Source organism: Phenylobacterium sp., from assembly GCF_013822795.1.
In the GTDB taxonomy this organism is placed as follows: domain Bacteria; phylum Pseudomonadota; class Alphaproteobacteria; order Caulobacterales; family Caulobacteraceae; genus Phenylobacterium.
In genome coordinates this window covers 38,661-63,483 of record NZ_PNLB01000019.1, presented here as the reverse complement: position 1 = coordinate 63,483, position 24,823 = coordinate 38,661, and the positions used below count along the sequence as shown (strand labels likewise).

General features: G+C 68.3%; 23 protein-coding genes. 14 read left to right on the top strand and 9 right to left on the bottom strand.

The window, feature by feature from the left end; all coding sequences use genetic code 11:
- Positions 1-13: 13 nt before the first annotated feature.
- Positions 14-1,270 (bottom strand): cytochrome P450, encoded by a 1,257-nt coding sequence (locus C0481_RS16795; RefSeq protein ID WP_293405889.1) that lies wholly within the window; start codon positions 1,268-1,270, stop codon positions 14-16.
- A 184-nt stretch (positions 1,271-1,454) separates the two neighbouring features.
- On the opposite strand from C0481_RS16795, the gene C0481_RS16790 reads away from it, so the two are divergent.
- The 3 genes from C0481_RS16790 (at position 1,455) to C0481_RS16780 (ending at position 5,838) form a co-directional block, all read left to right on the top strand.
- Positions 1,455-2,804 carry an FAD-dependent oxidoreductase gene (locus C0481_RS16790; protein WP_293405888.1) on the top strand — a complete coding sequence of 450 codons (1,350 nt, stop codon included), beginning with the start codon at positions 1,455-1,457 and terminating at the stop codon, positions 2,802-2,804.
- 116 nt (positions 2,805-2,920) lie between these two features.
- Positions 2,921-5,023: a M13 family metallopeptidase gene (locus tag C0481_RS16785; RefSeq protein ID WP_293405887.1), complete on the top strand. Its 2,103-nt coding sequence runs from the start codon at positions 2,921-2,923 to the stop codon at positions 5,021-5,023.
- Positions 5,024-5,097: 74 nt separating this feature from the next.
- Complete coding sequence (locus C0481_RS16780; RefSeq protein WP_293405886.1) at positions 5,098-5,838, top strand: RNA methyltransferase; 741 nt, start codon at positions 5,098-5,100, stop codon at positions 5,836-5,838.
- On the opposite strand, the gene C0481_RS16775 is transcribed toward C0481_RS16780, so the two are convergent.
- From C0481_RS16775 to C0481_RS16755, 5 genes are all read right to left on the bottom strand, one after another.
- The gene (locus tag C0481_RS16775; protein WP_293405885.1) at positions 5,835-6,248 is read right to left on the bottom strand and encodes a helix-turn-helix domain-containing protein; all 414 of its coding nucleotides are present in this window, start codon (positions 6,246-6,248) and stop codon (positions 5,835-5,837) included. The genes C0481_RS16780 and C0481_RS16775 overlap by 4 nt on opposite strands.
- A 162-nt stretch (positions 6,249-6,410) precedes the next feature.
- Positions 6,411-6,668 carry a hypothetical protein gene (locus C0481_RS16770; RefSeq protein WP_293405884.1) on the bottom strand — a complete coding sequence of 86 codons (258 nt, stop codon included), beginning with the start codon at positions 6,666-6,668 and terminating at the stop codon, positions 6,411-6,413.
- Positions 6,665-7,201 (bottom strand): isochorismatase family protein, encoded by a 537-nt coding sequence (locus C0481_RS16765; protein WP_293405883.1) that lies wholly within the window; start codon positions 7,199-7,201, stop codon positions 6,665-6,667. Before C0481_RS16765 ends, C0481_RS16770 begins: the two co-directional genes overlap by 4 nt.
- A complete protein-coding gene (locus C0481_RS16760) occupies positions 7,198-7,830 on the bottom strand; it encodes a GNAT family N-acetyltransferase (protein WP_293405882.1) in 633 nt (210 codons plus the stop codon). Before C0481_RS16760 ends, C0481_RS16765 begins: the two co-directional genes overlap by 4 nt.
- Entirely contained in the window at positions 7,830-8,390 is a 561-nt protein-coding gene (locus C0481_RS16755; protein WP_293405881.1) for a hypothetical protein, read from the bottom strand. Before C0481_RS16755 ends, C0481_RS16760 begins: the two co-directional genes overlap by 1 nt.
- A 102-nt stretch (positions 8,391-8,492) precedes the next feature.
- On the opposite strand from C0481_RS16755, the gene C0481_RS16750 reads away from it, so the two are divergent.
- The 4 genes from C0481_RS16750 (at position 8,493) to C0481_RS16735 (ending at position 14,881) form a co-directional block, all read left to right on the top strand.
- Positions 8,493-9,470: a LysR family transcriptional regulator gene (locus tag C0481_RS16750; RefSeq protein WP_293405880.1), complete on the top strand. Its 978-nt coding sequence runs from the start codon at positions 8,493-8,495 to the stop codon at positions 9,468-9,470.
- 92 nt (positions 9,471-9,562) lie between these two features.
- Positions 9,563-11,980, top strand: coding sequence for an ATP-binding protein (locus tag C0481_RS16745; RefSeq protein ID WP_293405879.1), 2,418 nt, complete (start codon positions 9,563-9,565; stop codon positions 11,978-11,980).
- Between the two features lie 101 nt (positions 11,981-12,081).
- Positions 12,082-14,301: an Ig-like domain-containing protein gene (locus tag C0481_RS16740; protein ID WP_293405878.1), complete on the top strand. Its 2,220-nt coding sequence runs from the start codon at positions 12,082-12,084 to the stop codon at positions 14,299-14,301.
- A gap of 28 nt (positions 14,302-14,329) precedes the next feature.
- Positions 14,330-14,881 (top strand): calcium-binding protein, encoded by a 552-nt coding sequence (locus C0481_RS16735; protein WP_293405877.1) that lies wholly within the window; start codon positions 14,330-14,332, stop codon positions 14,879-14,881.
- 1 nt (position 14,882) lies between these two features.
- On the opposite strand, the gene C0481_RS16730 is transcribed toward C0481_RS16735, so the two are convergent.
- Entirely contained in the window at positions 14,883-16,340 is a 1,458-nt protein-coding gene (locus tag C0481_RS16730; protein WP_293405876.1) for an NAD(P)/FAD-dependent oxidoreductase, read from the bottom strand.
- Between the two features lie 201 nt (positions 16,341-16,541).
- Here C0481_RS16730 and C0481_RS16725 point away from each other — a divergent pair, with 201 nt between their 5' ends.
- The 6 genes from C0481_RS16725 to C0481_RS16700 all read left to right on the top strand — a co-directional run bounded on the left by C0481_RS16725 (position 16,542) and on the right by C0481_RS16700 (position 22,213).
- Positions 16,542-17,132 (top strand): TetR/AcrR family transcriptional regulator, encoded by a 591-nt coding sequence (locus C0481_RS16725; RefSeq protein WP_293405875.1) that lies wholly within the window; start codon positions 16,542-16,544, stop codon positions 17,130-17,132.
- Positions 17,133-17,412: 280 nt separating this feature from the next.
- Entirely contained in the window at positions 17,413-18,390 is a 978-nt protein-coding gene (locus C0481_RS16720) for an ATP-binding cassette domain-containing protein (RefSeq protein WP_293405873.1), read from the top strand.
- Positions 18,365-19,189 carry an ABC-2 family transporter protein gene (locus C0481_RS16715; RefSeq protein WP_293405869.1) on the top strand — a complete coding sequence of 275 codons (825 nt, stop codon included), beginning with the start codon at positions 18,365-18,367 and terminating at the stop codon, positions 19,187-19,189. Before C0481_RS16720 ends, C0481_RS16715 begins: the two co-directional genes overlap by 26 nt.
- On the top strand, positions 19,189-19,965 hold the full coding sequence (locus C0481_RS16710) for an ABC-2 family transporter protein (RefSeq protein ID WP_293405867.1): 777 nt from the start codon (positions 19,189-19,191) through the stop codon (positions 19,963-19,965). The genes C0481_RS16715 and C0481_RS16710 overlap by 1 nt, the downstream gene beginning before the upstream one ends.
- 30 nt (positions 19,966-19,995) lie before the next feature.
- Positions 19,996-21,033 (top strand): FAD-dependent oxidoreductase, encoded by a 1,038-nt coding sequence (locus tag C0481_RS16705; protein ID WP_293405865.1) that lies wholly within the window; start codon positions 19,996-19,998, stop codon positions 21,031-21,033.
- Between the two features lie 10 nt (positions 21,034-21,043).
- Entirely contained in the window at positions 21,044-22,213 is a 1,170-nt protein-coding gene (locus C0481_RS16700) for an acyl-CoA dehydrogenase family protein (RefSeq protein ID WP_293405863.1), read from the top strand.
- Positions 22,214-22,232: 19 nt separating this feature from the next.
- Here C0481_RS16700 and C0481_RS16695 read toward each other — a convergent pair whose 3' ends face one another.
- Both C0481_RS16695 and C0481_RS16690 read right to left on the bottom strand, forming a co-directional pair.
- Positions 22,233-22,919, bottom strand: coding sequence for an energy transducer TonB (locus C0481_RS16695; RefSeq protein ID WP_293405861.1), 687 nt, complete (start codon positions 22,917-22,919; stop codon positions 22,233-22,235).
- A gap of 129 nt (positions 22,920-23,048) precedes the next feature.
- Positions 23,049-23,870 carry an aldo/keto reductase gene (locus C0481_RS16690; protein WP_293405859.1) on the bottom strand — a complete coding sequence of 274 codons (822 nt, stop codon included), beginning with the start codon at positions 23,868-23,870 and terminating at the stop codon, positions 23,049-23,051.
- 120 nt (positions 23,871-23,990) lie between these two features.
- On the opposite strand from C0481_RS16690, the gene C0481_RS16685 reads away from it, so the two are divergent.
- Positions 23,991-24,815: a transglycosylase SLT domain-containing protein gene (locus C0481_RS16685; RefSeq protein WP_293405857.1), complete on the top strand. Its 825-nt coding sequence runs from the start codon at positions 23,991-23,993 to the stop codon at positions 24,813-24,815.
- The last annotated feature ends 8 nt before the right edge of the window (positions 24,816-24,823 follow it).

Genomic DNA, 24,823 nt, shown 5'->3' with positions numbered 1-24,823 from the left:
GCGACGAAAGCGGTCAGGCGCGCTTCGGAATGATCACCTTCATCGACTCGTAGCCCTTCACGAAGCTGGAGTAGGTGCGGACCGGTTCGGCCACGACCTTGATCTCCGGGAAGCGCTTGAGGATTTCTTCCCAGATGATTTGCAGCTGCAGTTCGGCCAGGCGGTTGCCCACGCAGCGGTGGATGCCGAAGCCGAAGGACATGTGGTTCCGCGGGCGGGCGCGATCGATGATGTAGTCGTTCGGCCGCTCGATGACTTCCTCGTCGCGGTTGCCCGAGACGTACCACATGACGACCTTGTCGCCCTTCTTGATGGTCTTGCCGCCCAGCTCGTAGTCCTGGGTCGCGATGCGGCGCATGTGCGCCAGCGGCGTCTGCCAGCGGATGGTCTCGGAAACCATCGACGGGATCAGGTCCGGATTGTCGCGCAGCTTCTGGTACTGGTCGGGGTTCTGGTTCAGCGCCAGGACCGAGCCGGTGATGGTGTTGCGGGTGGTGTCGTTGCCGCCGACGGTCAGCAGCACGATGTTGCCGAAGTACTCGCGCGGCGACATGTCCCGGGTTTCGGGGCCGTGGGCCAGCATCGAGATCAGGTCGCCGCCGGGAGGCGCGTTGACGCGCTGGTTCCACAGCTCGGTGAAGTAGGCGTGGTACTCGACGAAGATCGCCATCTTCTGTTCGATGGTGTCGATCAGGCCCTTGCCTGGAATAGCGGTGACCACGTCCGACCAGTAGGTCAGCTTGCGGCGGTCTTCCTGCGGCATGTCGAAGAGGGTGGCCAGGGTCATGGCCGTCAGTTCCATCGAGACCTTGTCGACCCAGTCGAACTCCTCGCCGATCGGCAGGCCGTCGAGGATCTTGGCGGCGCGTTCACGGATCAGCGGGCCGAGGATCGCCAGGTTCGCCGGAGCGACGGCCGGGCTGACGGTCTTGCGTTGAACGTCGTGCTTGGGCGGGTCCATGGCGATGAACATGGGCAGGGGCCCCTCATCGCCGTCCTGGGTGGCGATGGTGATGCCGCCTTCCGACGAGAACACCTGGTGGTTCGTGTCGACCGCCATGATGTCGTTGTACTTGGTGATCGACCAGTACGGGCCGTATTCGCTCTCGGCGGTGTAGTGGACCGGGTCTTCCTTGCGCAGGCGCTCAAGCACCGGCCAGTGGGCGTCGGTCCGGAAGAGGGTCGGGTCGCCGGGATTCAACTGATCAAGCGGAGTCGAATAGGCCCGGGCGCGGGCGTCATTGGACAGATCGATATTGCCGTCGCTCATCAGTTCCTCCTCAAGTCCGATTGCGTCCGAGGTCTCAAGCCAAAGATGACGCAGGCGTCAAGTTTTAGCGCGAGTTTCCACAGCCGTCTCATCCGATCTGCGTTCGAATGCAGATTTTCTGTCGTTTTAATCTCCATAAAAGTGATAGGAATTTAGCCGACCTACTCGTTTGGAGTTTAGATTCATGAGCCAGCGGCCCACAGTTGCGGTGATCGGAGCCGGGTTTTCGGGGCTGCTCACGGCCTTGCACCTGGCCGCCGATCCTGACGGTCCGACGGTTCGGCTGATCGAGCGCGCCAAGGCGTTCGGGCGAGGCGCGGCCTACTCGACGGGCAATCCCGATCACCTGCTGAACGTGCGGGTGGCGAACATGAGCGCCTACCCGGACGATCCAGAGCATTTCACCCGCTGGCTGGCCCGGCACGAGGGGTGGAGCTCGCACGGCGGATTCGTGACGCGCGGGGTCTACGGCGACTATCTGCAGGATCTGCTGCGCGAGGCGCTGGAGACGACGACGCCGGGGCGGCTGCTGCTTGAGCAGGACGAGGCGGTCGACGTTCAGCGCTCTGGCGAGGGGTGGCGGGTGCGCCTGGCCCTGGGACGCGAGATCGAGGCTTCGGCCGTCGTGCTGGCGCTGGGGGTGCTGCGGCCGGCGGCTCCGGCCGCAGCGGGCGAGGCGCTGCTGGCCTCGCCGCGTTACATCGGCGATCCGTGGGACCCGAAGGCCAAGCTGGATCCGGAATGGGACGACGTCCTGCTGCTTGGCGCCGGCCTGACGATGATCGACGCGGCGGTCAGCCTGTGGCGGCCGGGCCGGCGGTTCTGGGCTATTTCGCGTCGCGGCCTGATCCCGCGCCAACATGCGCCGACGAGCGAGCAGGGGGCCGAGATCGCGCCGACCGGCACGCCGCGCCAGCTGTTGGCGGCGATCCGCGAGGCGTCAGGCGACGGTCGCTGGCGCGAGGCGATCGATTCCCTGCGTCCGCAGGTCCAGGCGATCTGGCTGGGCTGGAGCCAGGCCGAGCGCCAGGCGTTCCTGCGTCACCTGCGCCCGTGGTGGGACGTGCATCGCCACCGGCTGGCGCCGAGCGTCGCCCGGCGGATCGGCTTGCTGATGCGCGGCCGCGAACTGGTGGTGCGAGCCGGCGAGGTGACGTCGCTGAACCTGACCCGCGACAATGTCGAGGTGGCCTGGCGCCCGCGCGGCGGCCAGGTCATGCGGCGGCTGAGCGTATCGGCGGTGGTGAACTGCGCCGGGTTGCTGGGCGACCTGGAGCAAGCCAGCGAGCCGCTGCTGCAGAAGTTGATGGCGCGCGGGCTGATCCGTCCCGACCCTTGCCGCCTCGGGGCTGAGGTTGATGTCGGTTCGCGCCTGATCGGAGCCAGCGGCCGCGCCGAACCTGGGCTGTTCGCGGTGGGGCCGCTGACCCGCGGGGCGTTCTGGGAAATCACCTCGGTGCCCGACATCCGCAGCCAGGCCGCCGGCGCGGCGCAAGCGATCTTGAGCGGCGTGCGGCGGGCGCGGGCGGCGTAACAAGCGTCACAGATGACGTAAGTTTAATGCGCCGGCCGCTACGCCCGCGCTCGGCCAGTGTATTAGAGGCTTCAAAGCTGGCGGCGTCGGTACGGCGTCGGCCATGGGAGCGCTCGATGAACACCTGGAAAACCTTGCTGCTGGGCGCGTGCGCGCCGTTGATGCTCGCGCCCTGTGCGACGGCCGCTCCCGCCCCAGCGCCGCCGCCGGTCGCCGAGGCGACCAAGGCCAAGCCGAAGTACGGCACGTTCGGCTTCGACGTGGCCGGCATGGATACCGCCGTCGCGCCGGGCGACGACTTCTACGCCTACGCCAATGGCGGCTGGATGAAGGTGACCGAGATCCCGTCTGACCGCGGGAGCTACGCCACCTTCGGCATGCTGAGCGACCTAGCGGCGGAGCGGACCCGCGCGATCTTGGAGGATGCGGCCAAGACCCCGGGGGCGGACGGCTCCAACGCCCGGAAGATCGGCGACTACTACGCCAGCTTCATGGACGAGGCGGCGATCGAAGCGGCCGGCGCCGCGCCGTTGAAGCCTGAACTGGCGGCGATCGCAGCGATCAAAACGCGGGCCGACCTGTCGCGCGAGCTAGGCGCGACCCTGCGGGCCGACGTCGACGCCCTGAACATGACCGACTACGTGACCGACCGGCTGTTCGGCCTGTGGGTCGCCGAGGACATGAACGACACGTCCAAGTACCGGCCCTATCTGATGCAGGGCGGGCTGGGGCTGCCGGACCGCGCCTATTACCTCGACGACAGCGCGCGCTCGCAGGACTTACGAGCCAAGTACCAGGCGCATATCGCCGCCATGCTGACCTTGGGCGGCTACGCGAATGCAGACGCCCGGGCGGCGAAGATCGTGGCGTTGGAAACCGCCATCGCGCAGGCGCATCTGACTGTCGACGAGACCGGCGATGTGGCCAAGGCCAACAACGTCTGGACCCGCGCCGACCTGCAGAAGAACGCGCCGGGCATCGACTGGAGCGCCTGGCTGCAGGGCGCTGGAATGAGCGAGCAGCCGACCTTCGGCGCCTGGCAACCCAGCGCCATCGCCGGCATCGCCAAGCTGGTCGGCGGTCAGCCGATCGAGACCTGGAAGGACTATCTGGCGTTCCACGCCATCGAGCGCGGCGCGCCCTACCTCTCCAAGGCGTTCGCCGACGAACACTTCGCCTTCAACGGCACGGCCCTGGCCGGGACCCCGCAGCAGCGCGACCGCTGGAAGCGTGGGGTGGACAACACCAATGCGGCCCTGGGCGATGCGGTGGGCCAGATCTATGTCCAGCGCCACTTCAGCCCGCAGGCCAAGGCGCAGATGCAGGAGATGGTGGCGAACATCCTGGCCGCCTTCAACGCCCGTATCGAGCGGCTGGACTGGATGAGCGCTGAAACCAAGGCCAAGGCCAAGGAGAAGCTGGCCGTGTTCCGCGTCGGCGTCGGCTATCCCGACAAGTGGCGCGACTATTCGGGTCTACAGATCGTCCGCGGCGACGCTTACGGCAATTGGCAGCGGGCCGACCTGTTCGACTATCGCCGCAACGTGGCCAAGCTGAAGGGGCCGGTCGATCACGACGAGTGGTGGATGACGCCGCAGACGGTCAACGCCTTGAACCTGCCGATGCAGAACATGATCGTGTTCCCGGCCGCGATCCTGGAGCCGACCTTCTTCGATCCGAACGCGGACGCGGCGGTGAACTACGGCGCCATCGGCGGGGTGATCGGCCACGAGATCGTGCACGGCTTCGATGACACCGGGGCGCTGTTCGACGTGAAGGGCGATCTGAAGAACTGGTGGACCCCAGCCGACATGGCCCAGTTCAAGGCCCGCGGCCAGGCGCTGGCGGCGCAGTACAGCGCCTATGAGCCGCTGCCCGGTCTGCACCTGAACGGCAATCAGGTCCTGGGCGAGAACATCGCCGACCTGGCCGGGCTCGCCAGCGCCTATGACGCCTATCATCTGTCGCTGAAGGGACAGGCCGCGCCGGTGATCGACGGGTTCACGGCCGACCAGCGGTTCTACTTCGGCTGGGCGCAGAACTACCGCAGCAAGTTCCGCGAGGCCTCGCTGCGCCGCAACGTGCTGTCGGGCGTGCATTCTCCTGGCGAGTATCGCGCCCAGACGGTTCGCAACCTCGATCCGTGGTATCCGGCGTTCGAGGTGAAGCCGGGGCAGGGCCTGTACCTGGCGCCCGAGCAGCGGGTGAAGATCTGGTAGCGCAGGTCGCCACGATCGAGGATCCGGACGACGCGCGCATCGCGGCCTATCGTGATGTGCGCGAGCGCGACCTCGTGGGCCGTCAGGGCCTGTTCGTCGCGGAGGGCGAGGTCGTCGTGCGGGTGTTGGCGCGCTCGCCGCTGGTCCGCCCGCAATCGCTGCTGCTGGCGCAAAAGCGCGTGGCGGCGATGGCCGACGTGATCGCGGCGCTGCCGGGCGACGTGCCGATCTACGCCGCCAGCCAAGCGGTGATGGACGCGGTGGTCGGGTTTCCGATCCACAGAGGCATCCTGGCGCTGGGCCGGCGCGCCGCCGAGCCGGACGTCGACACCCTGCTGGCCGGATTGCCGGGCGAGGCGCTGGTGCTGGTGCTGAGCGGCATCGCCAACCACGACAATATGGGCGGGCTGTTCCGCAACGCCGCGGCGTTCGGAGCTGACGCTGTGATCCTGGACCCGACCTGCTGCGATCCGCTGTATCGCAAGGCCATTCGCGTCTCGGTCGGGGCCGCGCTGCTTAAGCCGTTTGCCTGGCTCGGCGAGGGCGAGGATCTGCTCGATGTACTTGAGCGCCGCGGCTTCCAGCCGTTGGCCCTGAGCCCGGCCGGCGAGACGACCCTGGCGCAGACGCAGCGCGCGCCGCGCACTGCGGTGGTGCTGGGCTCCGAGGGACCGGGCCTGTCGAAGGCCCTGTTGGAGCGTGCGAAAACCGTCCGCATTCCGATGGCGGACGGTTTCGACTCGCTGAACGTGGCGGTGACCGCCGGGGTGGTTCTGCATCACCTCGCCTTTGCGGCGAGGCCCGCACCCGATTAACGGGCGCGGCGGACGCTGACCTGCTCTTCCGACTCTTCGATCAGAGAGCGGGTCAGGTTCAGGATCGCCGTGCGCATTGACGGCTGCTGGACGCTGGCGAAGGCTTCAAGCAGCTGCACCGCGCCGGGCACGGCGAGCTTTTCGAACAGGCTCTCATCGCTCATCGGAGTCGGGGTCTCGCCAACCAGCTCGCCGACGGTGGTGTCGAGCTTCTGGGCGATGCGGACGAGCATCGAGGCCGAGACGCGGTTGGCGCCGCGCTCATACTTCTGCACCTGCTGGAAGCTCACCCCCAGGTGGTCGGCCAGCGTCGATTGGGAAATGCCGAGCCACTTGCGACGCACACGAATGCGGTGTCCCACCGCAACGTCGATCGGGTCCGGTCCTTGATCCTCGGAGTTCTCGTTCACTGAAAAACGTCCCTAATCACGTACCAAAGCGCGTGGCTGATTATCTGCCAAAGGCGTATCGCGCGCCACCACACCTATATCGTGAAACGGACGCTGCACTGCAACAGAAAGTTAATCTTCGCCTGTGGCGAGCGCGCCAGCGGCGTCAGCTCGCGTGAAGCTTCAAGCGTCGGCCTTGCGGCCCTGCAGGATCGCCTCGATCTGGTCGAGGACGGCGAGGGCGACATCCTCGCCCTGCTGGTCGCAGATCTCGCCGGCGCGTCGAATGATGTGGCTGAGCGCCTGGCGGTCGCGAGGGCCTAGCAGCGTCGCCATCTGCAGAAGCTGGAGCGTATCGGGATCCATCCGCAGGTCGCTTTCGAGGAAGCGCCTGAAGCTGGCGGCCTCAGCGTCGCTTGCGGTGATCTTGATCTCGCTCATGGCGCATTGGCCGCGGTGAACCCCGCGGCCTCCTCTTGCAACAGGTCATCGGCCTGGATGAGCCGACATAGGGGGAACAGTGAAGCCAGCGGCGTGGTCAGCGCCCGGCGCAGATCGGCGTCGTCGCGCTCGCCGGTGGCGACGGCGTCGGTCAGCACCTCGATGGGCAGCCGCAGGTCGGCTGCGGCGAAGGCGGTCGCGAGCACCGCATCGGCCATCGAAAATCCGATCAGGGCCAGCGGCCCGCCCAGGCTCTGGGCGCGACGGGCGAAGGCCGGGTGCGAAAAGGCCGAGGGGCCTGGGCGCAGGTAGACCGGCTCGGAGGCCAGCGGCTCCAGCCCCGCGATTGGACGGGCGCCCTCGGGCGTCGCCTCGCGGCGATGAACATGCAGCACTGGCCAGGCGCGGGCGCGCGCCTGTTCCAGCACCCGGCGGCAGGCCGCAGTCACGCGCGCGGCGGCGGCCGGTGACCCGGACACGCGGGCGCGCTGCAGGTCGAGGCAGACCAGGGCCGCAGGTGGCGGAGAGCTCATCGGTCGTGCGCGCCGAGATTGGTGGCGGGCCGGGCGGCGGAGCGGTCGAGAACGCCCGCCTCGTCCCAGGCGCCTTCGGGGCGCAGCAGCACCATGGGATCGCTCTCTAGCGTCAGGGCGTCGGGCGGCGGCGCGCCCTCGACGACCATCTCGACATAGTCGTGGTCGGAGAACGCGAAGCCCTCGCGGCCCGGGCGGACGCGGGCGTTGAAGTACTGTTCCCAGAAGGGGATCAGGCGGACCTGGCCGTAGCCGAGAATCTGGCGGTAGTTCTTCTTTTCGGCCAGGCGTTTGGCGGCGAGGATCAGCATCAGGGTCGCGCGCCCGCCGCGGTGCTCGCGTCGCACGGCGACCCGTTCGACCTTGGCGAAGTCGGCGAACCACCGCACGCGCAGCGTCCCGACCGGTTCGCCGTTTCGACGCAGGATCAGATGCGTGGTCCCGGCGAAGTCGTTGCCGTCGTACTCTTCGTCATACGGGCAGGCCTGCTCGCCGATATAGACCAGCGTGCGGACCGCCATGGCCTGCATGATTTCGGGCAGGGTGCGGCAGATGACGACCTCGAGCTCGGCCTCGTCGACGTCGGCGGCGGCGCGCGCGTCCATCGGCATGCGGACGTTGGCGTTCATCAGGCGGCCCTCCCGATGCGGGCCCAGGCGTCGGCGACGACCAGGCCGCCTGGGCCGGGGACCGGCCGGGCGCCGATGCGTTTGAGGAGCGTGCGCTCGCCGCCCGGAGTCGCTGCGCGGCCATACAACGGGATGGTCGGGAAGAGGTCGCGGTGCAGCTTCACCGCCCCGGCCATAACCGTCGCACGACCGCGCAGCGTGGTCCCCGCCATCCCCCAGCCGTAGATGGCGACGACCGGCTCCCCCGGACGGGCAGCCTGATCCTGAGGTGGATTGACGCCGTCGAACACGCCGGCGGCGAGGCCTGGCAGGGCGGCGGCGGTCAGCGGGATGATCGCCATGACCCCGGCGAGGCGCCCATTGACGCTGCGGAATGTAAACGAGGACGCCTGGGTGAGATCCTGCAGCTGCGCAAGGGTCTCCACCGTGGCGATGTTCGGACTGACGGTCCGGGCGGCGAGGGCGCGGCCCTCGACGATCTCGTCATGGGTCGCGAGACTCATGCCCAGTTCGCCCAGTCCTCGATGACAGCGTTCGGCGAAATCGCGAATGATCATCATCACATCGCCTTCTTGTGCGAAGATGTGATTTGGTAGAGCGTCAATGTTCGGGTGTGCAGCCTCGAAGTTCGTATGGGGGCCCCACGGCCTTTTGGGTGCCGGATGGACAATGGCGACGGCGGTCACGCCGATTGGGACGACATCAAAACCTTCGTAGCGGCTGCTCAGACGGGTAGTTTCGGCGCCGCGGCCCGCCGCTTGAAGACCACTCAACCCACGGTCACACGCCGCATCGAGGACCTGGAGCTTCGCCTCGGGGCCAAGCTGTTCGACCGGGGCCTGCGCGGGGTTTCACTGACCAGGGCCGGCGAGATGGTCTACGACCGGGCGTTGACCATGCAGCGCGCATCGCTGGATATCGAGCGCCTGAGCTTGGATCACGAGACCCCCGACGCCGGCGAGGTGACGGTGGCCATGCCCGAGGGGATCGGGGGCTACGTGACAGGTCTGGAGGTCGCCGATTTCGTCCGCGAGAATCCCGGCATCAAGCTTGGCCTGGACTGCGGATTTTATCCCGAGAACCCCGTCGACAGTCAGGTGGACCTCTCGATCCAGCTGATGGACGCGAGCGGGGTCCCGGAATTGACCGCCTCGCCGCTGGCGACGCTGCATTACGCGCTGTTCGCATCGCGCGAGTATCTCGAAACGTATGGGGCCCCCACGCGGATCGAGGCGGCGGTCGGCCACCGGTTCATCTATCATTCGGCCCAGGTGAGCAAACGCGGCCGCTGGGGCGCGAAAACCTCGGCGTTCATGGAGCTGGCCGAGCCGGCGATGGTGGTCAATTCCTCGACGGTGATGCTGCACGCCATCCAGCGAGGCGCGGGGATCGGAGCCATCCCGACCGCGATCGTGGCGGTGGCCCCGGACCTGGTGATGCTGGACATTCCGCCCTTGGCCAGCTCGACCGTCTGGCTCTGCCATCACCGCGAAACGGCCAAGACCGGACGGGTCGCCCGCGTCGCTGAGTGGCTGGGTTCGATCTTCGACGCCCGCGAACGCCCATGGTTCCGGCCCGAGTTCATCCACCCGCGCGAGTTCCGCGACTGGGCCTGGCCGGCGGCGACGGCGCGCGGTTGAGCGCCGAGCCGCTACAACTGCTTCAATTGAGCCTTAACTTTAGTCGCTCACGCTCATCCCGCTGATATCAAAAACGAAACGGGGGGATCAGCATGGCGGACGGCACGGCCGAGTCGCGTCCGTTTGGCCTGGAGATCTCCCAGGCGGTGTGCGACCGCGCCACGCGGCTCGCCAAGACCATGTTTTGTGCGCTCGAGGCGCAGATCATCTTCCTGAAGGACGGCGAAGTCTGGCGCAGCCGTGATCCGGACTCCAAGATCGTGCGCCAGCGCGACAAGGCCGCCGAGATGGTGCAGGCCAGCGGCGAGCTGCTGTGGGTCGAGGACGCGCACCGCGACCCGCGTTTCTCCGACAGTCCGGCCGTGGTCGGCCCGCCCTATCTGAGATCCTATGTCGGGGTTCCGATCCGCCTGGCCGACGGCTCGACGCCGGGGGTGCTGGCGGTGTTCGGCGATGCGCCGCGCGCGTTCGATCTTGGACTGGCTGGGCGGCTCGGCGACTTGGCCGAGTTCGTCGCTGACGAGTGGGCGCGCGCGCAGGCGAGCCGGGCTCGCGAGCAGAGCCGCCTTGAGCGCGACGCCATGCAGTCGACTCTGGCGGCCATCGTCGAAGCCATGCCGGTCGCCTTGGTGCTGACCGATCGCGAGATGCGGGTGATCGGAGCCAGTCCCCGCTGGATCCGCACGCTCGAACTGGGCCAGCAGATCATCTTCGGCCGTACGATCCAGGACCTGGCGCCGCACATGTACGGGCGCTGGCAGGACGCCTACGACCGCGTGCTCTGCGGCGAAACCATCAAGGCCGACCGCATCCAGGTGGTCGAGCCGGGCGGAGCGACCCGCTGGTATCGGGCCGAGCTGGCGCCTTGGCACGCGGTCGACGGCGGCGTCGGCGGGCTGATCATCGCCAGCTACGACATCACCGACATGGTCGAGGCGCTGGAGGCGACCGAGCGCTCCGAGCAGCGGCTGATGCTGGCGATGGAGATCGCCGACATCCACGTCTTTGAGATGGACTACCAGCGCCGGGAGCTGATCAAGACCGGCGCTGAGGACACCTTCTTCACCGAACCGAAGACCTACGAAGAGCTGCACCGCGACATCTTCAGCACCATCGATCCGCGCGATCGGGCGCTGGTCGAGGACGCCTGGCGCGAACATCTTCGCACGGGCGAACCCTATAGCCCCGAGTATCGCCTGGTCCGGCGCGACGACCGCGAGGTCTGGGCGATGGGGTCGACGCGGCTGATCTCCGATGAGCGCGGCCGGCCGCTGCGGGTGATCGGCGCGCTGCAGAACATCAGCGAGCGCAAGTCGGCCGAACGCGCCCTGGTCCAGGCCAAGGAGGACGCCGAGGCCGCCAACCGCGCCAAGTCGACCTTCCTGGCGACGATGAGTCATGAAATCCGCACGCCGCTGAACGGGGTGCTGGGCATGGCCCAGGCGATGGCGGCCGAGAACGGGCTGTCGGAGATCCAGCGCGAGCGGTTGGAGGTGATCCGTCAGTCGGGCGAGACGCTGCTGGCGATCCTCAACGACGTGCTCGACCTGTCGAAGATCGAGGCTGGCAAGCTGGAGTTGGAGGAGGCCGATTTCGACGTCGCGGCGCTGGCCCGCGGCGCGCATGCGGCGTTCACCGCCATCGCCAACAAGAAGGGGCTGTCCTTCGCGCTCGGCATCGAGCCTGCGGCGCTGGGCGTTTATCGCGGGGACTCAACCCGTGTGCGCCAGATCCTCTACAATCTTGTCTCCAACGCCTTGAAGTTCACCGAGCAGGGCGAGGTGAGGGTGAGCGTCGATCGCGATGCGTCCGGTCTGCGCCTCAGCGTGTCGGACACCGGGATCGGCATCCCGGCGCATCGCCTGGCGGCGCTGTTTCAGAAGTTCGAGCAGGCTGACGCCTCGACGACCAGGCGCTATGGCGGGACGGGTCTGGGCCTGGCCATCTGCCGCGAGTTGGCCGGGTTGATGGGCGGAGCGATCGAGGCGAGCAGCGAGCTCGGGACCGGGACGACGTTCGTGGCGACACTGCCGCTGACCTGGGTCGGGGCGAGCGCGGCGCTGCCGACGCCGCCCAGCGTCGAGGCGCAGCAGATCGAAGCCTGCGCCTGTTCGACCCTGCGCGTGCTGGCGGCCGAGGACAACACCGTCAACCAGTTGGTTCTGAAGACCTTGCTGCACCAGATCGGCGTCGATCCGCACATTGTCGAGAATGGCGTGGAGGCGGTGCGGGCCTGGGAAAGCGGCGAGTGGGACGTGATCCTGATGGACGTGCAGATGCCGATCATGGACGGGCCGAGCGCCTGCGCTCTGATCCGCGGCCGCGAAGCCTTGGAAGGGCGAGAGCGCACCCCGATCATCGCCTTGACCGCCAACGCCATGGCCCACCAGGTGGCTGAGTACATGGCCGCCGGCATGGACGGCTTCGTCCCCAAGCCGATCGAGGTGGGCCGGCTATTCGAGGCCTTGCAGCGTGTGCTCGACGACGCCGCAGCGGTGAAGGCGGCCTGACCGCCTTGGCGGGAATCGCGCATTTACCACGACTTTGAGTAGCGTTGTTCGCGTGTCCGGGGCATTCGAGGGGGCTGTAGTCCCACTTGAGTGAGTCGCCCATGGCTGCGCCCAGTCTCGATATCGCCTTCGACAAGACGGCCCTGAAAATCGGCGAGACGGCGTCGGTTACCTTCACGTTTTCCGTGGCCCCCGTGGGGTTCACGCTCGCGGATGTGACAGTCGCGGGCGGAACAATGTCGGAGTTCACCGCAACCGTCGATCCGCTGGTCTACGAGGCGCTATTCACCCCAGGGGTAGGGATGAATGGCGTGGTTGCGGGAGTGTCGGTCGGGGGCGGCTCGTACACTGACACCTTGGGCAATCCTGGCCTGGGCGCCTCAAGTCCGGCGATCGCCATCGATACGCGGGCGCCGACCGCTTCGATCACGTCGTCGACTTCCTCGTTGAGGTCGGGCGAGACGGCGACGATCACCTTGACGTTTTCGGAGGCGGTGACGGGGCTCACGCTTGGCGACCTGTCCAGCACAGGCGGCACGCTATCCTCGCTGACCGGCGCCGCAGATCCGCTGGTGTACACGGTCGACTTCACGCCCAACGCCGGATTGAACGGCTTTCTAGGATCGGTGTCGCTTACGGCGGGCTCCTACGCAGATGTCGCCGGGAACAATGGGGCTGGGGCGTCGAGCGCGCCGATGAGTCTGAACACGATGGGCCCCTCGGTGGTCGTCACCACTTCGCAGGCGGTGCTCAAGGCGGGTGAGACCGCCGATATCACCTTCACCTTTTCCCATCCGCCCTCCGGTTTCACGGCCAACGACATCGTCGTTACAGGCGGGGTTCTTTCCGGCCTGAGCAATCTCGGCAACGGCGTCTACGGGGCGTTGTTTACGCCGACGTCCAACGTGGACGCTGGAAGCGCAGCCATTTCGGTGACCTCGGGGTCCTATACGGACGGCTTCGGCAATGTCGGTGGCGGGGCTTCCGTCTTGCCGATCTCGTTCGACACGCGCGCGCCAACCGTCTCGATCAGCCTGGCCGATCCGGCCCTGGGGATCGGCCAGTCCAGCGACGTCATCTTCACGTTCTCAGAAGCCGTGAGCGGATTCAGCCTCGGCGCGCTGACTGTCGACAACGGCACGCTGTCGGCGCTGACCACCAGCGACAACATCGTCTACACGGCGACCCTGACGCCCGCGGTGGGCGTCAACAATACAAGCAACATCATTCGCGCCGACCTGACCGGGGTCTCTGACCAGGCCGGCAATGCAGGGGCAGGGACGACTGATTCTCCGAACTATGTCGTGGACGCCACGAGGCCGGTCGCGACGATCGTCATGGAAGATGCGGCCTTGAAGGCCGGCGAGACCTCTGAGGTGACGATCACATTTTCGGAGGCGGTGGTCGACTTCACCAACGCCGACCTGACGATCCCGAACGGGATGATGTCGGCGTTGAGCAGCAGCGACGGCGGCGTCACCTGGATCGCTCTCCTCACGCCTAATGTGGGCCTCCGCGACGCAAGCAACCAGATCATCCTGCACAACGACGGCGTCGCCGACCTGGCCGGAAACGCCGGGACCGGAACGACGAGTTCGGCCAACTTCACGATCGATACGGTGCAGCCCACAGCGAGCATCGCCCTCGGGGGCACGGCGCTGAAGGTCGGTGAGAGCACCGGCATCACCTTCACCTTCTCAGAAGCCGTGATCGGCTTCACTGCGGCGGACCTGGAAGTCGCCAACGGCGCAGTTTCGAACCTGAGCTCCGCCGACGGCGGGGTGACCTGGACTGCGACGCTGACGCCGACGGCCGGCGTGCAGGACGGTAGCAACCTGATCTCCCTGGACATGGCCGGCGTGAGGGCGGTCGCAAGCGGCAACGCCGGATCGGGGACGGTCGAGTCCGACAACTATGCTGTCGACACCGAACGCCCGACCGCGACGATAACGCTCGCCAATCCGGTGATGCAGGCCGGCCAGACCAGCAAGGTCACGATCGCCTTCTCCGAGGCGGTGACCGGGCTCACGACTGGGGATTTCACACCCGATAGCGGTGTGCTGTCGGGCCTGAGCTCTTCGGACGGCGGAAGGACATGGACGGCTACGTTCACCCCGGCGATCGGGGTGAGCGATGCGACCAACGACATCACCCTCGATCTCAGCGGGGTGTCTGACATTGCGGGAAACGCCGGCGAAGGCGATGCGATCTCCCCCAATTATCAGGTCGGCTACGTTCCGCCGCCGCAGCCGCCGAGCGAAGACGACGTGCTGATCCTGCCCCCGGGGGGGCGGAGAGGTCGCGGCCGGCCCCGGCAATGACAGCGTCGGCGGCGGGACGGGCGCCGACGTGATCCAAGGCAACACCGGCGACGACACCCTGATCGGCGGCGGCGGCGACGACATCGTCCGCGGCGGCCAAGACAACGACTTCGTCCACGGCAACGCGGGCGCTGACCAGCTATTCGGCGACCTGGGCGATGACAGCGTGTTCGGCGGCCAGGGCGACGACTTCGCCCACGGCGGGGCCGGCAGCGACTACGTGCTCGGCGACCTTGGCCGCGACACCGTGCTGGGCGGGCAGGGCGCGGACACCGTGCTTGGCGGGGCCGGGGACGACTATCTGTCGGGCGACCTCGGCGATGACGTGCTGATGGGCGGCGCCGGCGCCGACCTGTTCAACTTCAACGGCGGCGGCGGCCGCGACGTGGTGATGGACTTCTCGCAGGCCGAGGGCGACCGGATCCGCATCGCGCCGACGGATGCGGCCGACTATGCCGCCCTGGCGGCCAAGTTTGTCGCCGACCCGGCCGGCACGCTGATCCAGCTCGGCGGCCAGACGATCCTGCTGGCCGGCGTCACGCCCGGCTCGCTGAGCGCCGCCGACTTCCTGTTCGGCTGACCTATTCGGCAGGCTCGGCGGTGCGGGCGCTCTGATAGGCGGCGGCGTCGAAGCGGCCGACCGCCTCGGCGTAGGCCTGGGCCGAGCCCGGCCAGTTATTGAGGATCTTGCCCTCTGGGGTCTTGTACCAACTGGTGCAGGTCCCGGCCCACGGGGTGTGGGCGAGTTCGGCCTGGATCTTGTCGTTGTAAGCGGCTTGGACCTGCGGGCTGACCGACAGCGGCCGCCCCTCAGTCAGGGCCTGCAGCACGTAACCGACCTGGGCCTCGATCATGTAGATGATCGAGTTGTGACCTAGGTTCGTATTTGGCCCGTAGAGCATGAAAAGATTGGGGAAACCGGAAACGGTGATCCCGAGGTAGGCTTCCGGTCCGGACGTCCAGGCCTGGGCCAGGGTGACGCCGTCCTGGCCGCTGATGGCGGTCTCGCCGGCGAAGGACTTGGTCTCAAAGCCGGTGGCGTAGATCACGACGTCCGCCTCGTGCAGGCGGCCGTTCGCGTCAACGACGCCCTGCGGCGTCATCTCGGCGATGGCGTCGACGACCAGCTCGACGTTCGGGCGGGTGAGGGCGGGGTAGAAGTCGTTGGAGATCAGCACCCGCTTGCAGCCGACCTCGTAGTCCGGGGTGAGCTTGGCGCGCAGGTCGAGATCAGTGACCTGGGCGTGCAGGTGGGCGAGCGGGATCGGCACCTCCTCGACCGGCGCGGTCCCGTTGCGCTTGGCGATCAGCCGGTCCTCGGCCATGTGGAAGATCTCGGCACGGACCTTGTCCATCAGCTCGGGGCGGGCGCGGAACTGCGCCTTCTCTTCGGCGGTGTAGGGGCGGTTCATCCGCGGCACGATCCAGTTCGGCGAGCGCTGGAAGAGCGTCAGTTGGCCGGCGACCTTGGCCACTTCGGGCACGAACTGGATGGCGCTGGCGCCGTTGCCGATCACCGCCACGCGCTTGCCGGCCAGGTCGACCGAGCTGTCCCATTGCGCGGAGTGGAAGGCCTGCCCCGCGAAGCTCTCGCGGCCCTCGATCGGGGGCAGCTTGGGACGATTGAGCTGGCCCCAGGCGGTGACGAACGCCTCGGCGGTGACGGTCGAGCCGTCGGCCAGCCTGATGCGCCAATGGCCGGCGGCTTCGTCCCACGCTGCGCCGGTGACTTCAGCCTCGAAGCGGATGTGGCCGGCGAGGTCGTGCTGGTCCACGACCCCCTCGATGTAGGCCAGAATGTCGGGCTGGGCGGAATAGACCTCCGGCCAGTCGGGGTTCGGCGCGAAGGAATAGGAATAGAGGTGGCTCGGGATGTCGCAGCCGGCGCCCGGATAGATGTTCTCGCGCCAGGTGCCGCCGACCCGGTCGGCCTTTTCGAGGATGACGAATGACGTTTCGCCCTGCGCCTTGAGCCGCAGACCCATGCAGAGTCCGGCGAATCCAGCGCCAAGAACGGCGACCTTCACGTCAGCGGCCATGTCGAACTCCCCGGCAAATTCTTGTATGCGGGACGCTAGCGGCGGGGGGCTGGGTTATCAACGCTCACTTTGTCGCCGGTTGTGGAACGCCGCGCTCGACAAGCCGTGGCTGGCTTGAGAACATCGTTCATATAGGGAGGACGCCATGCCACGCCGCGCCAGCGCGCACACGATCTCGCACGCCCCAATGGGAGCGGCGCGATGACCTGGACCGAGCAGGGCGCTCGGCGGCGCCCCTATCACGTCGGCAACCTGCGCATCCTGCTGCTGGACGAGGCGCGCGCGCTGCTTGAGACGGGCGGCCGCTCGGAATTGAACCTGCGGGCGTTGGCCGGGCGCGCCGGGATCGCGGCCGGATCTGTCTATCACCACTACGCCTCGAAGGCCGCGCTGCTGGCCGGGCTGGCGGCGATGGGGTTCCGCGAGATGGAGGCCAGCCTGCGCGAAGCAGCGGCTCATGCCGAGACGACGCCGATCCGCACCACGGCGCTGGCCTACTTCGATTTCGCCCGCGCCCAGCCGGCGCTCTACGAGCTGATGTTCGACGCCACGCTGATGGGCGAGGCCGACGTCGCCGAGGCCCGCGACAGCGCCTTCGCCGTGCTGCAGGAGGTGATCGCCGGCGCGCCCAGCCAGCAGGGCGTTGATCCGACGGTGATCCACAAGGTCGCCTTGGCGGTCTGGGCCTGCGGCCATGGCGCGGCCTCGCTCACCCAGGCCGACGAGAGCGGGGATTCGCCGCTGATGGAGGACGTGATCCAGGGCCTGGAGGCCCTGTTCCGTCCGCGGTAAGCGCCTCTCTGGATCTGGAAGGTCAGCTTCCAGGTGACCATCGCGGGGCGTAGCCAAAGCGCCACAGTTGGTGACGACCTTACGCCCGCCGGTTGCAAAGCCGCGCGGGCGCTTCTACACCTACCCGCGTTCCGCGAACGTGTTCGCGGCGGATCGGATTTGAACGCAATGGCCGGCAAGGCTTCGAACATGCCGAATTACCAAGGGCTCGCTTACCCGCGCCCGACGTATTTCGCATGCCCAGACCTTGCCCCCCAGACCTGTCATCCGAGCCCCGCCCATGTCGACCACGCCCGCCATCACCGTCCGGAACCTCTGCAAGCGCTATAGCTACGCCAAGCGCGGCCGCGGGCTGGCCGGCGCGTTTTCGTCTCAACAGGTGACCATCGAGGCCGTGGCCGGGGTGTCGTTCGACATCGCGCCGGGCGAGCGCGTGGCGATCATCGGGCCTAACGGTGCAGGCAAGTCGACGACGCTGAAGATGCTGTCGGGGATCCTGGAGCCGACGGCGGGCGAAGCGCAGGTGCTGGGGCTGGTCCCCTGGCGCCAGCGCAAGGCGCTGGCCTATCGGATCGGGGTGGTGTTCGGGCAGCGCTCGCAGCTGTGGGGCGAACTGCCGGCGCGCGACTCCTTTGCGCTGCTGGCGAAGATCTACGACCAGGACGTGGTGACGGCACGGCGGCGGCTCGGCGAGCTTTCCGAGCGCTTCGCCCTGGCCGAGCTGATGGACCAGCCGGTCAACCGCATGTCGCTGGGCCAGCGGATGCGCTGCGAGATCACCGCCAGCCTGCTGCATGGGCCGCAGTTGCTGTTCCTGGACGAGCCGACCATCGGCCTGGACGTGACCGCCAAGGCCGCGATCCGCGATTTCGTGCGCGAGCACGCCCGCGACCACGGGCTGACCGTGGCGCTGACCTCGCACGACACCCGCGATATCGAGCTGGTCTGCGAGCGGGTGATCGTGGTCGGCGAAGGCCGCATCGTCGTCGATCAGCCGACCGACCAGCTGCGTCGCCGGTTCCTCGGCCGCAAGGTCGTGACGCTGCAGTCGGCGAGCGCGGAGGTGTGCCTGGACCTGCTGGGCGTCAGCCGCCGATCTGTCGAGGCTCACACCACGGTGCTGGAGGTCGACACCCGCGTCACCCGCGTCGAGCAGGTCATCGCCGCGGCGCTGGCCCAGGGCGGCATCGAGGACGTGACCATCGAGGATCCTCCGATGGAGGAGGTGATCCATGACATCTACTCTGGCGGCCGCTGAGGCGCGGCGCGGCGCAAGCGCGGCCTGGGCGGCGCTGAAAGTCGGGGCCGGCGAGACCCTGGCGGCCTGGCCTGTGCTGGCCGGGCGCTGCGTGTTCTTCGTGATCCTGCTGCTGGTGCTGTCGGCGCTGTGGGACAAGGTGGCGGCCGAGCAGCTGCCCGGGACGCTGGCCTACGCGCTGCCGGCCGGCGGGCTGGCGCTCTACATCGGGGCGACGGAGTGGGTGACGCTGTCGTTGCCCGCCACGCACTTGCGCCTCGAGGACGACATCCGTTCGGGCGGGCTGGAGCCGCATCTGCTGCGGCCCAAGTCGTATCTTCTGCAGGTGCTGAGCCAGAACCTGGGCGCGGCCTGCGTGCGGTTGACCGCCCTGGGGATCACGGCGCTGGCGTTGTTGGCGGCCTCGGGCCGGGCCTGGCCGCCCGCCGAGGCGTTTCCGCGGCTGCTGATGCTGGGCGTGCTGGGCGTGGTGGTCGGGGTGCTGCTCTACGCCCTGGCAGGCCTGATGGCGTTCTGGGCGCGGCGGGTGCTGCCGTTCCAGCTGGTGATCCAGAAGCTGATGTTCCTGCTGGGCGGGCTCTACGCGCCGGTGACGCTCTACCCGCCGCTGATGGAGCACGTGGCCAAGGCCTCGCCGTTCGCGGCGCACCTCTACTGGCCGGCCGCGATGACCATGGAGCCGGATTTGTTCCTGATCGGGCTGGGGTGGCAGGTGCTGTGGATCGTGGTGCTGAGCGCGGCGTGTCTGGGGCTGTGGCGGGCGGGCCTGGCCAAGGTGCTGCGGCGGGGAGGGGTGTAATGCGGTTCATCGCGCTTTACGCCGCCGAGGCCGCCGCCTCGGTACGGATGTCGTTCGCCGACAAGGCCAACTTCGCGCTGCAGGTCGGCGGCATGATCGTCAACGACCTGGTGTTCCTGATCTTGTGGGCGCTGTTCTTCGCCGGCTTCCGCAGCGTCGGCGGCTGGGGCATGGCTGACGTCGCGCTGCTGCTGGGGCTGACGATGTGCATTGTCGGTCTGGCCGGGGCGTTGGCGGGCGGCTATCGCGACATGGCCGGATCGATCGCCCGCGGAGACCTGGAAGGGCTGCTGATCCAGCCCGCCGGGTTGATCTCGCGCCTGCTGGCCCGCGAGAGCATCGCCACCGCCTGGGGCGATCTGGTCTGCGGCGTTGCAGTGCTGGCGCTGTTCGCGCAGGTGGAGTGGGCGCACCTTCCGTTGTTGGTCCTGGCCGTCGCCGCGGGCGGCATCGTCTATGTCTCCGCCGCGATCTCGTTCGCCAGCCTGGCGTTCTGGGCGGCCGGGGCGCGCAGCTTCGCCCGCGATCTGACCGACTTCACACTGCTGTTCTCCAGCTATCCGGGATCGATCCACCAGGGGCTGGTGAAGGTCGCGGCCTATACGGTCCTGCCGGCTGCGTTCGTGGTGCTGGCGCCGGTGAAGATGCTGCGCGAGCCGAGCTTGGGTGCGGTGGCGGTCGTGGTCGCCTCGGCGTTGGGCTATGGCGCCCTGGCTGCGGGCCTGTTCCACCTGGGCCTGCGGCGCTATCGGCGCGGCGCCTCGCCCGGGACTTGATTTTGGACGCGAAGCCCGTTCGTTAGGCCCATGAGCAAAGGCCCCAAGATTACTGTGGCCGGGGCCGGCGCGCTGGGCCTGACCACCGCCCTGGCCCTGGCGGATGCGGGGGCGCGGGTCACCGTGTTCGATCCGGCCCAGCCGGCGGACAACGCCTCGGGCGTGGCCGCCGGCATGCTGGCGCCGGCCTTCGAGGCTGTGCTGGACGCCAGCGCCACGCCGCATTTTTCGCTGCTGATGGCCGCCCGTAACCTATGGCCGGCGCTGGAGGCGCGGATCGGCCTCACCGTCGACCGCGCCGGCGCGGTGGCGGTGGGCGACGACGACTTTCTCGCCCGGATCGACGGTTCGCTGCGCGGCCTTGGCCTGCATCCGACCGAGCTGGAGCGCGGGGCGCTGGCGGGGCTGGCCCCCGACCTGGCCGACGGCTGGCGGCGCGGGCTGCTGGTGCGCGAGGATTGGCGCATCGAGGCTGGCGCGGCGCTGGCGGCGCTGCGCCGCGCGGCCGGCGAGGCCGGGGTCGAGTTTCGCCAGCAGGCGGCCAATGGGTTCGAGGGCGGCGAGCGGTTGGTGATCGCCACCGGAGCCGGGCGCGACCTGGCTGTGGTGGCGCCTGAGCTGTCGCACATCTCGCCGATCAAGGGGCACATTCTGCGCACCCGCGAGCGGGCCTATCGCGGCGTGGTCGTGCGCGGGCAGGGGGCCTATGTCACCAGCGCGCCGGGCGGGCTGACGATCGGGGCGACGATGGAGGCGGGTCTGGGTGATCGGGCCGTCGAGCCGGCGAAGGTCGAACCGCTGAAGGCGGCCGGGGCGCGCCTGTTCCCGCACTTGGTCGGCGCGAGCTTCGAGGCCGAGACCGGCGTGCGCGGGGCGACTCCCGACGGCCTGCCGATGGTCGGGCGCGGGCGGCACCAGGACGTGCTGCTGGCGGTCGGGGCGCGGCGCAACGGGTGGCTGCTGGCCCCGCTGGTCGCCCGGCTGATCGTGGCTTGCGTGACGGAAGGGGAAGCTGGTCCCTTTGCAGAGGCCATGAGTCCGGCGAGGTTCGACGCCCCGGCGAAGTAGGGAGAAAACGATGAGCGGCTTCTGGTTGAACGAAGAACAGGAAGCCATCGTCGAGAGTGTGACCCGGCTCTGCGCCCAGTTCGACGCCGACTACTGGCGTCAGACCGACGAGAGCGGTGATTTTCCTGAGGAATTCGTGGCCGCCATGGCGGCCGGCGGCTGGCTGGGCACGGCGATGCCGGCCGAGCTGGGCGGGGCGGGCCTGGGGCTGACCGAGGCGGCGCTGGTCATGCAGGCGGTGACCCAGTCGGGCGCGGGGTTTTCCGGGGCCAGCGCCATGCACCTAAACATCTTCGGACCCATGCCTATCGTCAGGTATGGCAGCCAGGAGCTCAGGAACCGGGCGATACCGCGGCTGATGTCCGGCGAGGACAAGATCTGCATCGGCATCACCGAGCCGGACTCCGGGCTCGACACCACCAGCTTGACCACGCGCGCGGTGCGCACCAACGACGGCTATGTGATCACAGGCCGCAAGGTGTGGACCACCATGGCCCAGCGCGCCAACAAGATGCTGATCATCGCGCGGACCACGCCGAAGGATCAGGTCAAGAAGCCGACCGAGGGGCTAAGCCTGTTCTACACCGACTTCGACCGCTCGAAGATCAGCGCCACGGTGATCCCGAAGATGGGCCGCAAGGCGGTGGAGTCGAACAGCGTCTTCATCGACAACCTGGAGGTCCCGGCCGGGGACCTGATCGGCGAGGAGGGGCGCGGGTTCTACTATCTGCTCGACGGTCTGAACCCTGAACGGGTGCTGTTCGCGGCCGAAGCGGTGGGCCTGGGCCGCGCGGCGCTGGCGCGGGCGGCGACTTACGCCAAGGAGCGGGTCGTGTTCGGCCGGCCGATCGGCCAGAACCAGGGCGTCGCCCATCCGCTGGCCAAGTCCTGGGCCGAGCTCGAGGCGGCGAACCTGATGGCGTTCAAGGCCGCGGCGCTGTTCGACGCCGGGCGCGAGTGCGGGGCGGAGGCCAATGCGGCCAAGTACCTGGGCGGCGAGGCTGGCTTTCATGCCTGCGAGGCGGCGGTGCTGGCCCACGGCGGCATGGGCTACGCCAAGGAATTCCACGTCGAGCGCTACTTCCGCGAGGCGATGATCGCCCGCATCGCGCCGATCAGCCGCGAGATGGTGATGAACTACATCGCCGAGCGCGTGCTCGGCCTGCCCAAGAGCTATTGAGCAGGCCGAGGGCCGGGTTTCAGCCGCCGAGGTTGAAGCGGATCGGGATCTGGACCGTGCCGCCTTCCACCGGCTGGCCGTCGCGGGTCATCGGGCTCATCCGGAAGTAGGGGGCGAGCTTGAGCGCCGCGCGGCCGAAGCCTTCGTCGGCCGGTGACTCCCGGGCGACTGAACAGCCGCTGAGCGAGCCGGCGGCGCTGACCTGGCAGGAGATCGTCGCCGTGCCGCCGATCCCGCGCCGCTGGGCGGAGTCCGGATAGAAGCGGGCGAATTCGGTGGCGCCAGGGCGCTTGAGCCAGTTCGGGGCCACGATCACGGCCGGCGGCGCAGGCGTCGGCGGGGCCGGTGGAGCGATGGTCGTCGGCGGTTCCGTCGGGGGGGGCGACGGCGTCGGCGCCATGGGGATCGGCGGGGGCGGTGTGAACGGCAGGTCGAGGTCGACCGGCGGGCGTGGCGAGGCGGCGCGCTCGGTGTGCGTCACGGGTTTGGGCGGCGGGGGCGGCGGCGTCCAGGTCTGGACGTTGATGATAGGGCCTTCTGGCAGGGCCTCCGGCTCGGGCGGGGTCCAGGTCTTGACGGCGAGATAGGCGGCGAGGCCGCCATGGACGATCACGGACAGGGCGATGGCCGCGGTCACGGCCGGAGATCGGCCGGAACGAGGCTTCGACGGGCCGAGCACGACCGGCATGAACTGACGGATGACCATTGGCGACCTCCCTTTGTTTTCGTCGCTGAAACAAAGGGTCGCGCCGCGATCATGTCCGAAGCTTGGCCGTGGAGAAGCGCAACTTTGGCGGGGTGGTGACCAAGTGGCGCCACCCCGCCTGGGGCGTTCTCAGCCAAACTTCAGGGGGTCCGCGCCAATGCGGCCGTCGGGGCTGTCGAGGGTGGCGAAGGCGGCCATGTCCTCGGCGTTGAGCGCGAAGTCGAAGACGTCGAAGTTCTGGCGCAGGCGGCCCAGATTGGCCGACTTCGGGATCACCAGGAAGCCACTGTCGAGGTGCCAGCGGATGATCGCCTGGGCCGGGGTCTTGCCGTGCTTGGCGGCGATCTTGCCGATCACCGGATCGTCCAGGACCTTGCCTTGGCCAAGCGGGCTCCAGCATTCGGTGATGACGCCCAGCTCCTGGTGCGCCGCCCGCAGGGCGGTCTGCTGGAAGCGCGGATGCAGCTCGACCTGGTTGACGGCCGGGGCGACCCCAGTCTCGTCGACGATCCGGCGGAGATGTTGGGCGGCGAAGTTGGAGACGCCGATCGACTTGGTGCGGCCTTCCTCCTTCAGGCGGATCAGGGCCTTCCAGCTTTCGACGTAGAGGTCCTGGGTCGGACAGGGCCAGTGGATCAGGTAGAGATCGACGCTGTCGCGTCCCAGGCGCGCGAGCGACTTGTCGAACGCCTTGAGGGCGCGATCATAGCCCTGGCTCTCATTCCAGAGCTTGGTGGTCAGCACGACCTCGCCGCCGGCCGCGGCGCGCCTGAGGCCTTCGCCGACGCCCTTTTCGTTCTGGTAGATGGCGGCGGTGTCGACGTGGCGGTAGCCGGCGTCGACGGCGGCCTCGACAATGGTGGCCGCTTCGTCGTCAGGCACCTGCCAGACACCGAGGCCGAGCTGGGGGACCACCGCCCCGTCGTTGAAGGTGAGCAGCGGCTGGGTCATCGGTGGTCCTCGCAGAAGGGTGGGAAGCGCAAGATCGGTAGCAGCTGCGCGCGGCGCAGGCGACCCAGACCAAAGAACATGGTTAGCGACGCGTTAACCATGTCCGGGCACATCTGGCCCATGGCGATCGAAGGAATCAGGGGAGTTGTGGAGGCCGCGATTCAGCGGGCCTCGAACGCCACTGGCGTCGATTTCACCTTCCTCATGAAGACCGCCGCGCGCGAGAGCGGCTACAACCCGCGGGCCAAGGCCCCGACGTCGTCCGCCGCGGGCCTATTCCAGTTCGTCGAACAGACCTGGCTGGCGACACTCAAGCAGCACGGCGCCAAGTACGGTTACGCCCGCTATTCGGAACTGATCACCAAGGGGGCGGACGGCCGCTACCGGGTGGCCGGCGCCGAGGCGCGCAAGGCGGTGATGGACCTGCGGATGGACCCGCATGCGGCCTCGCTGATGGCCGGGGAGCTGACCTCCGATCATGCCTCGTACCTAAAGGGCCGGGTTGGCCGCACGCCGACCGCCGGCGAGCTCTACGCCGCGCACTTCCTGGGACCGCAGGGCTCGGCGCGGCTGATCGAGGCGGTGCGCAGCCAGCCGGGCGCGAGCGCGGCGGCGATGTTCCCGGATGCGGCCAGCGCCAACCGCTCGATCTTCTATCGCGACGGCCGCCCGGCGACGGTGTCCGAGGTCTATGCGAACCTGACCAAGGGCGCGCATGGCCCGGCCTCGACCGCCCCGCGTCAGGCCCCGGCCGACACCAATTTCGTGCAGTACGCCTCGGCTCGGCAGCAACAGCTGCAGGCCAGCCAGGACGCCATGGTCGACCTGATCCTGCGCGGAACCAAGTCCGACGACGACGCCAGCGCCGGCCAGCGGATGACCGGGTCGCTGTTCACCAGCGAGATGCTGCGGGTGCTCTCCGAGGCTCGCGACAAGGCAAGCTAACGGGTCAG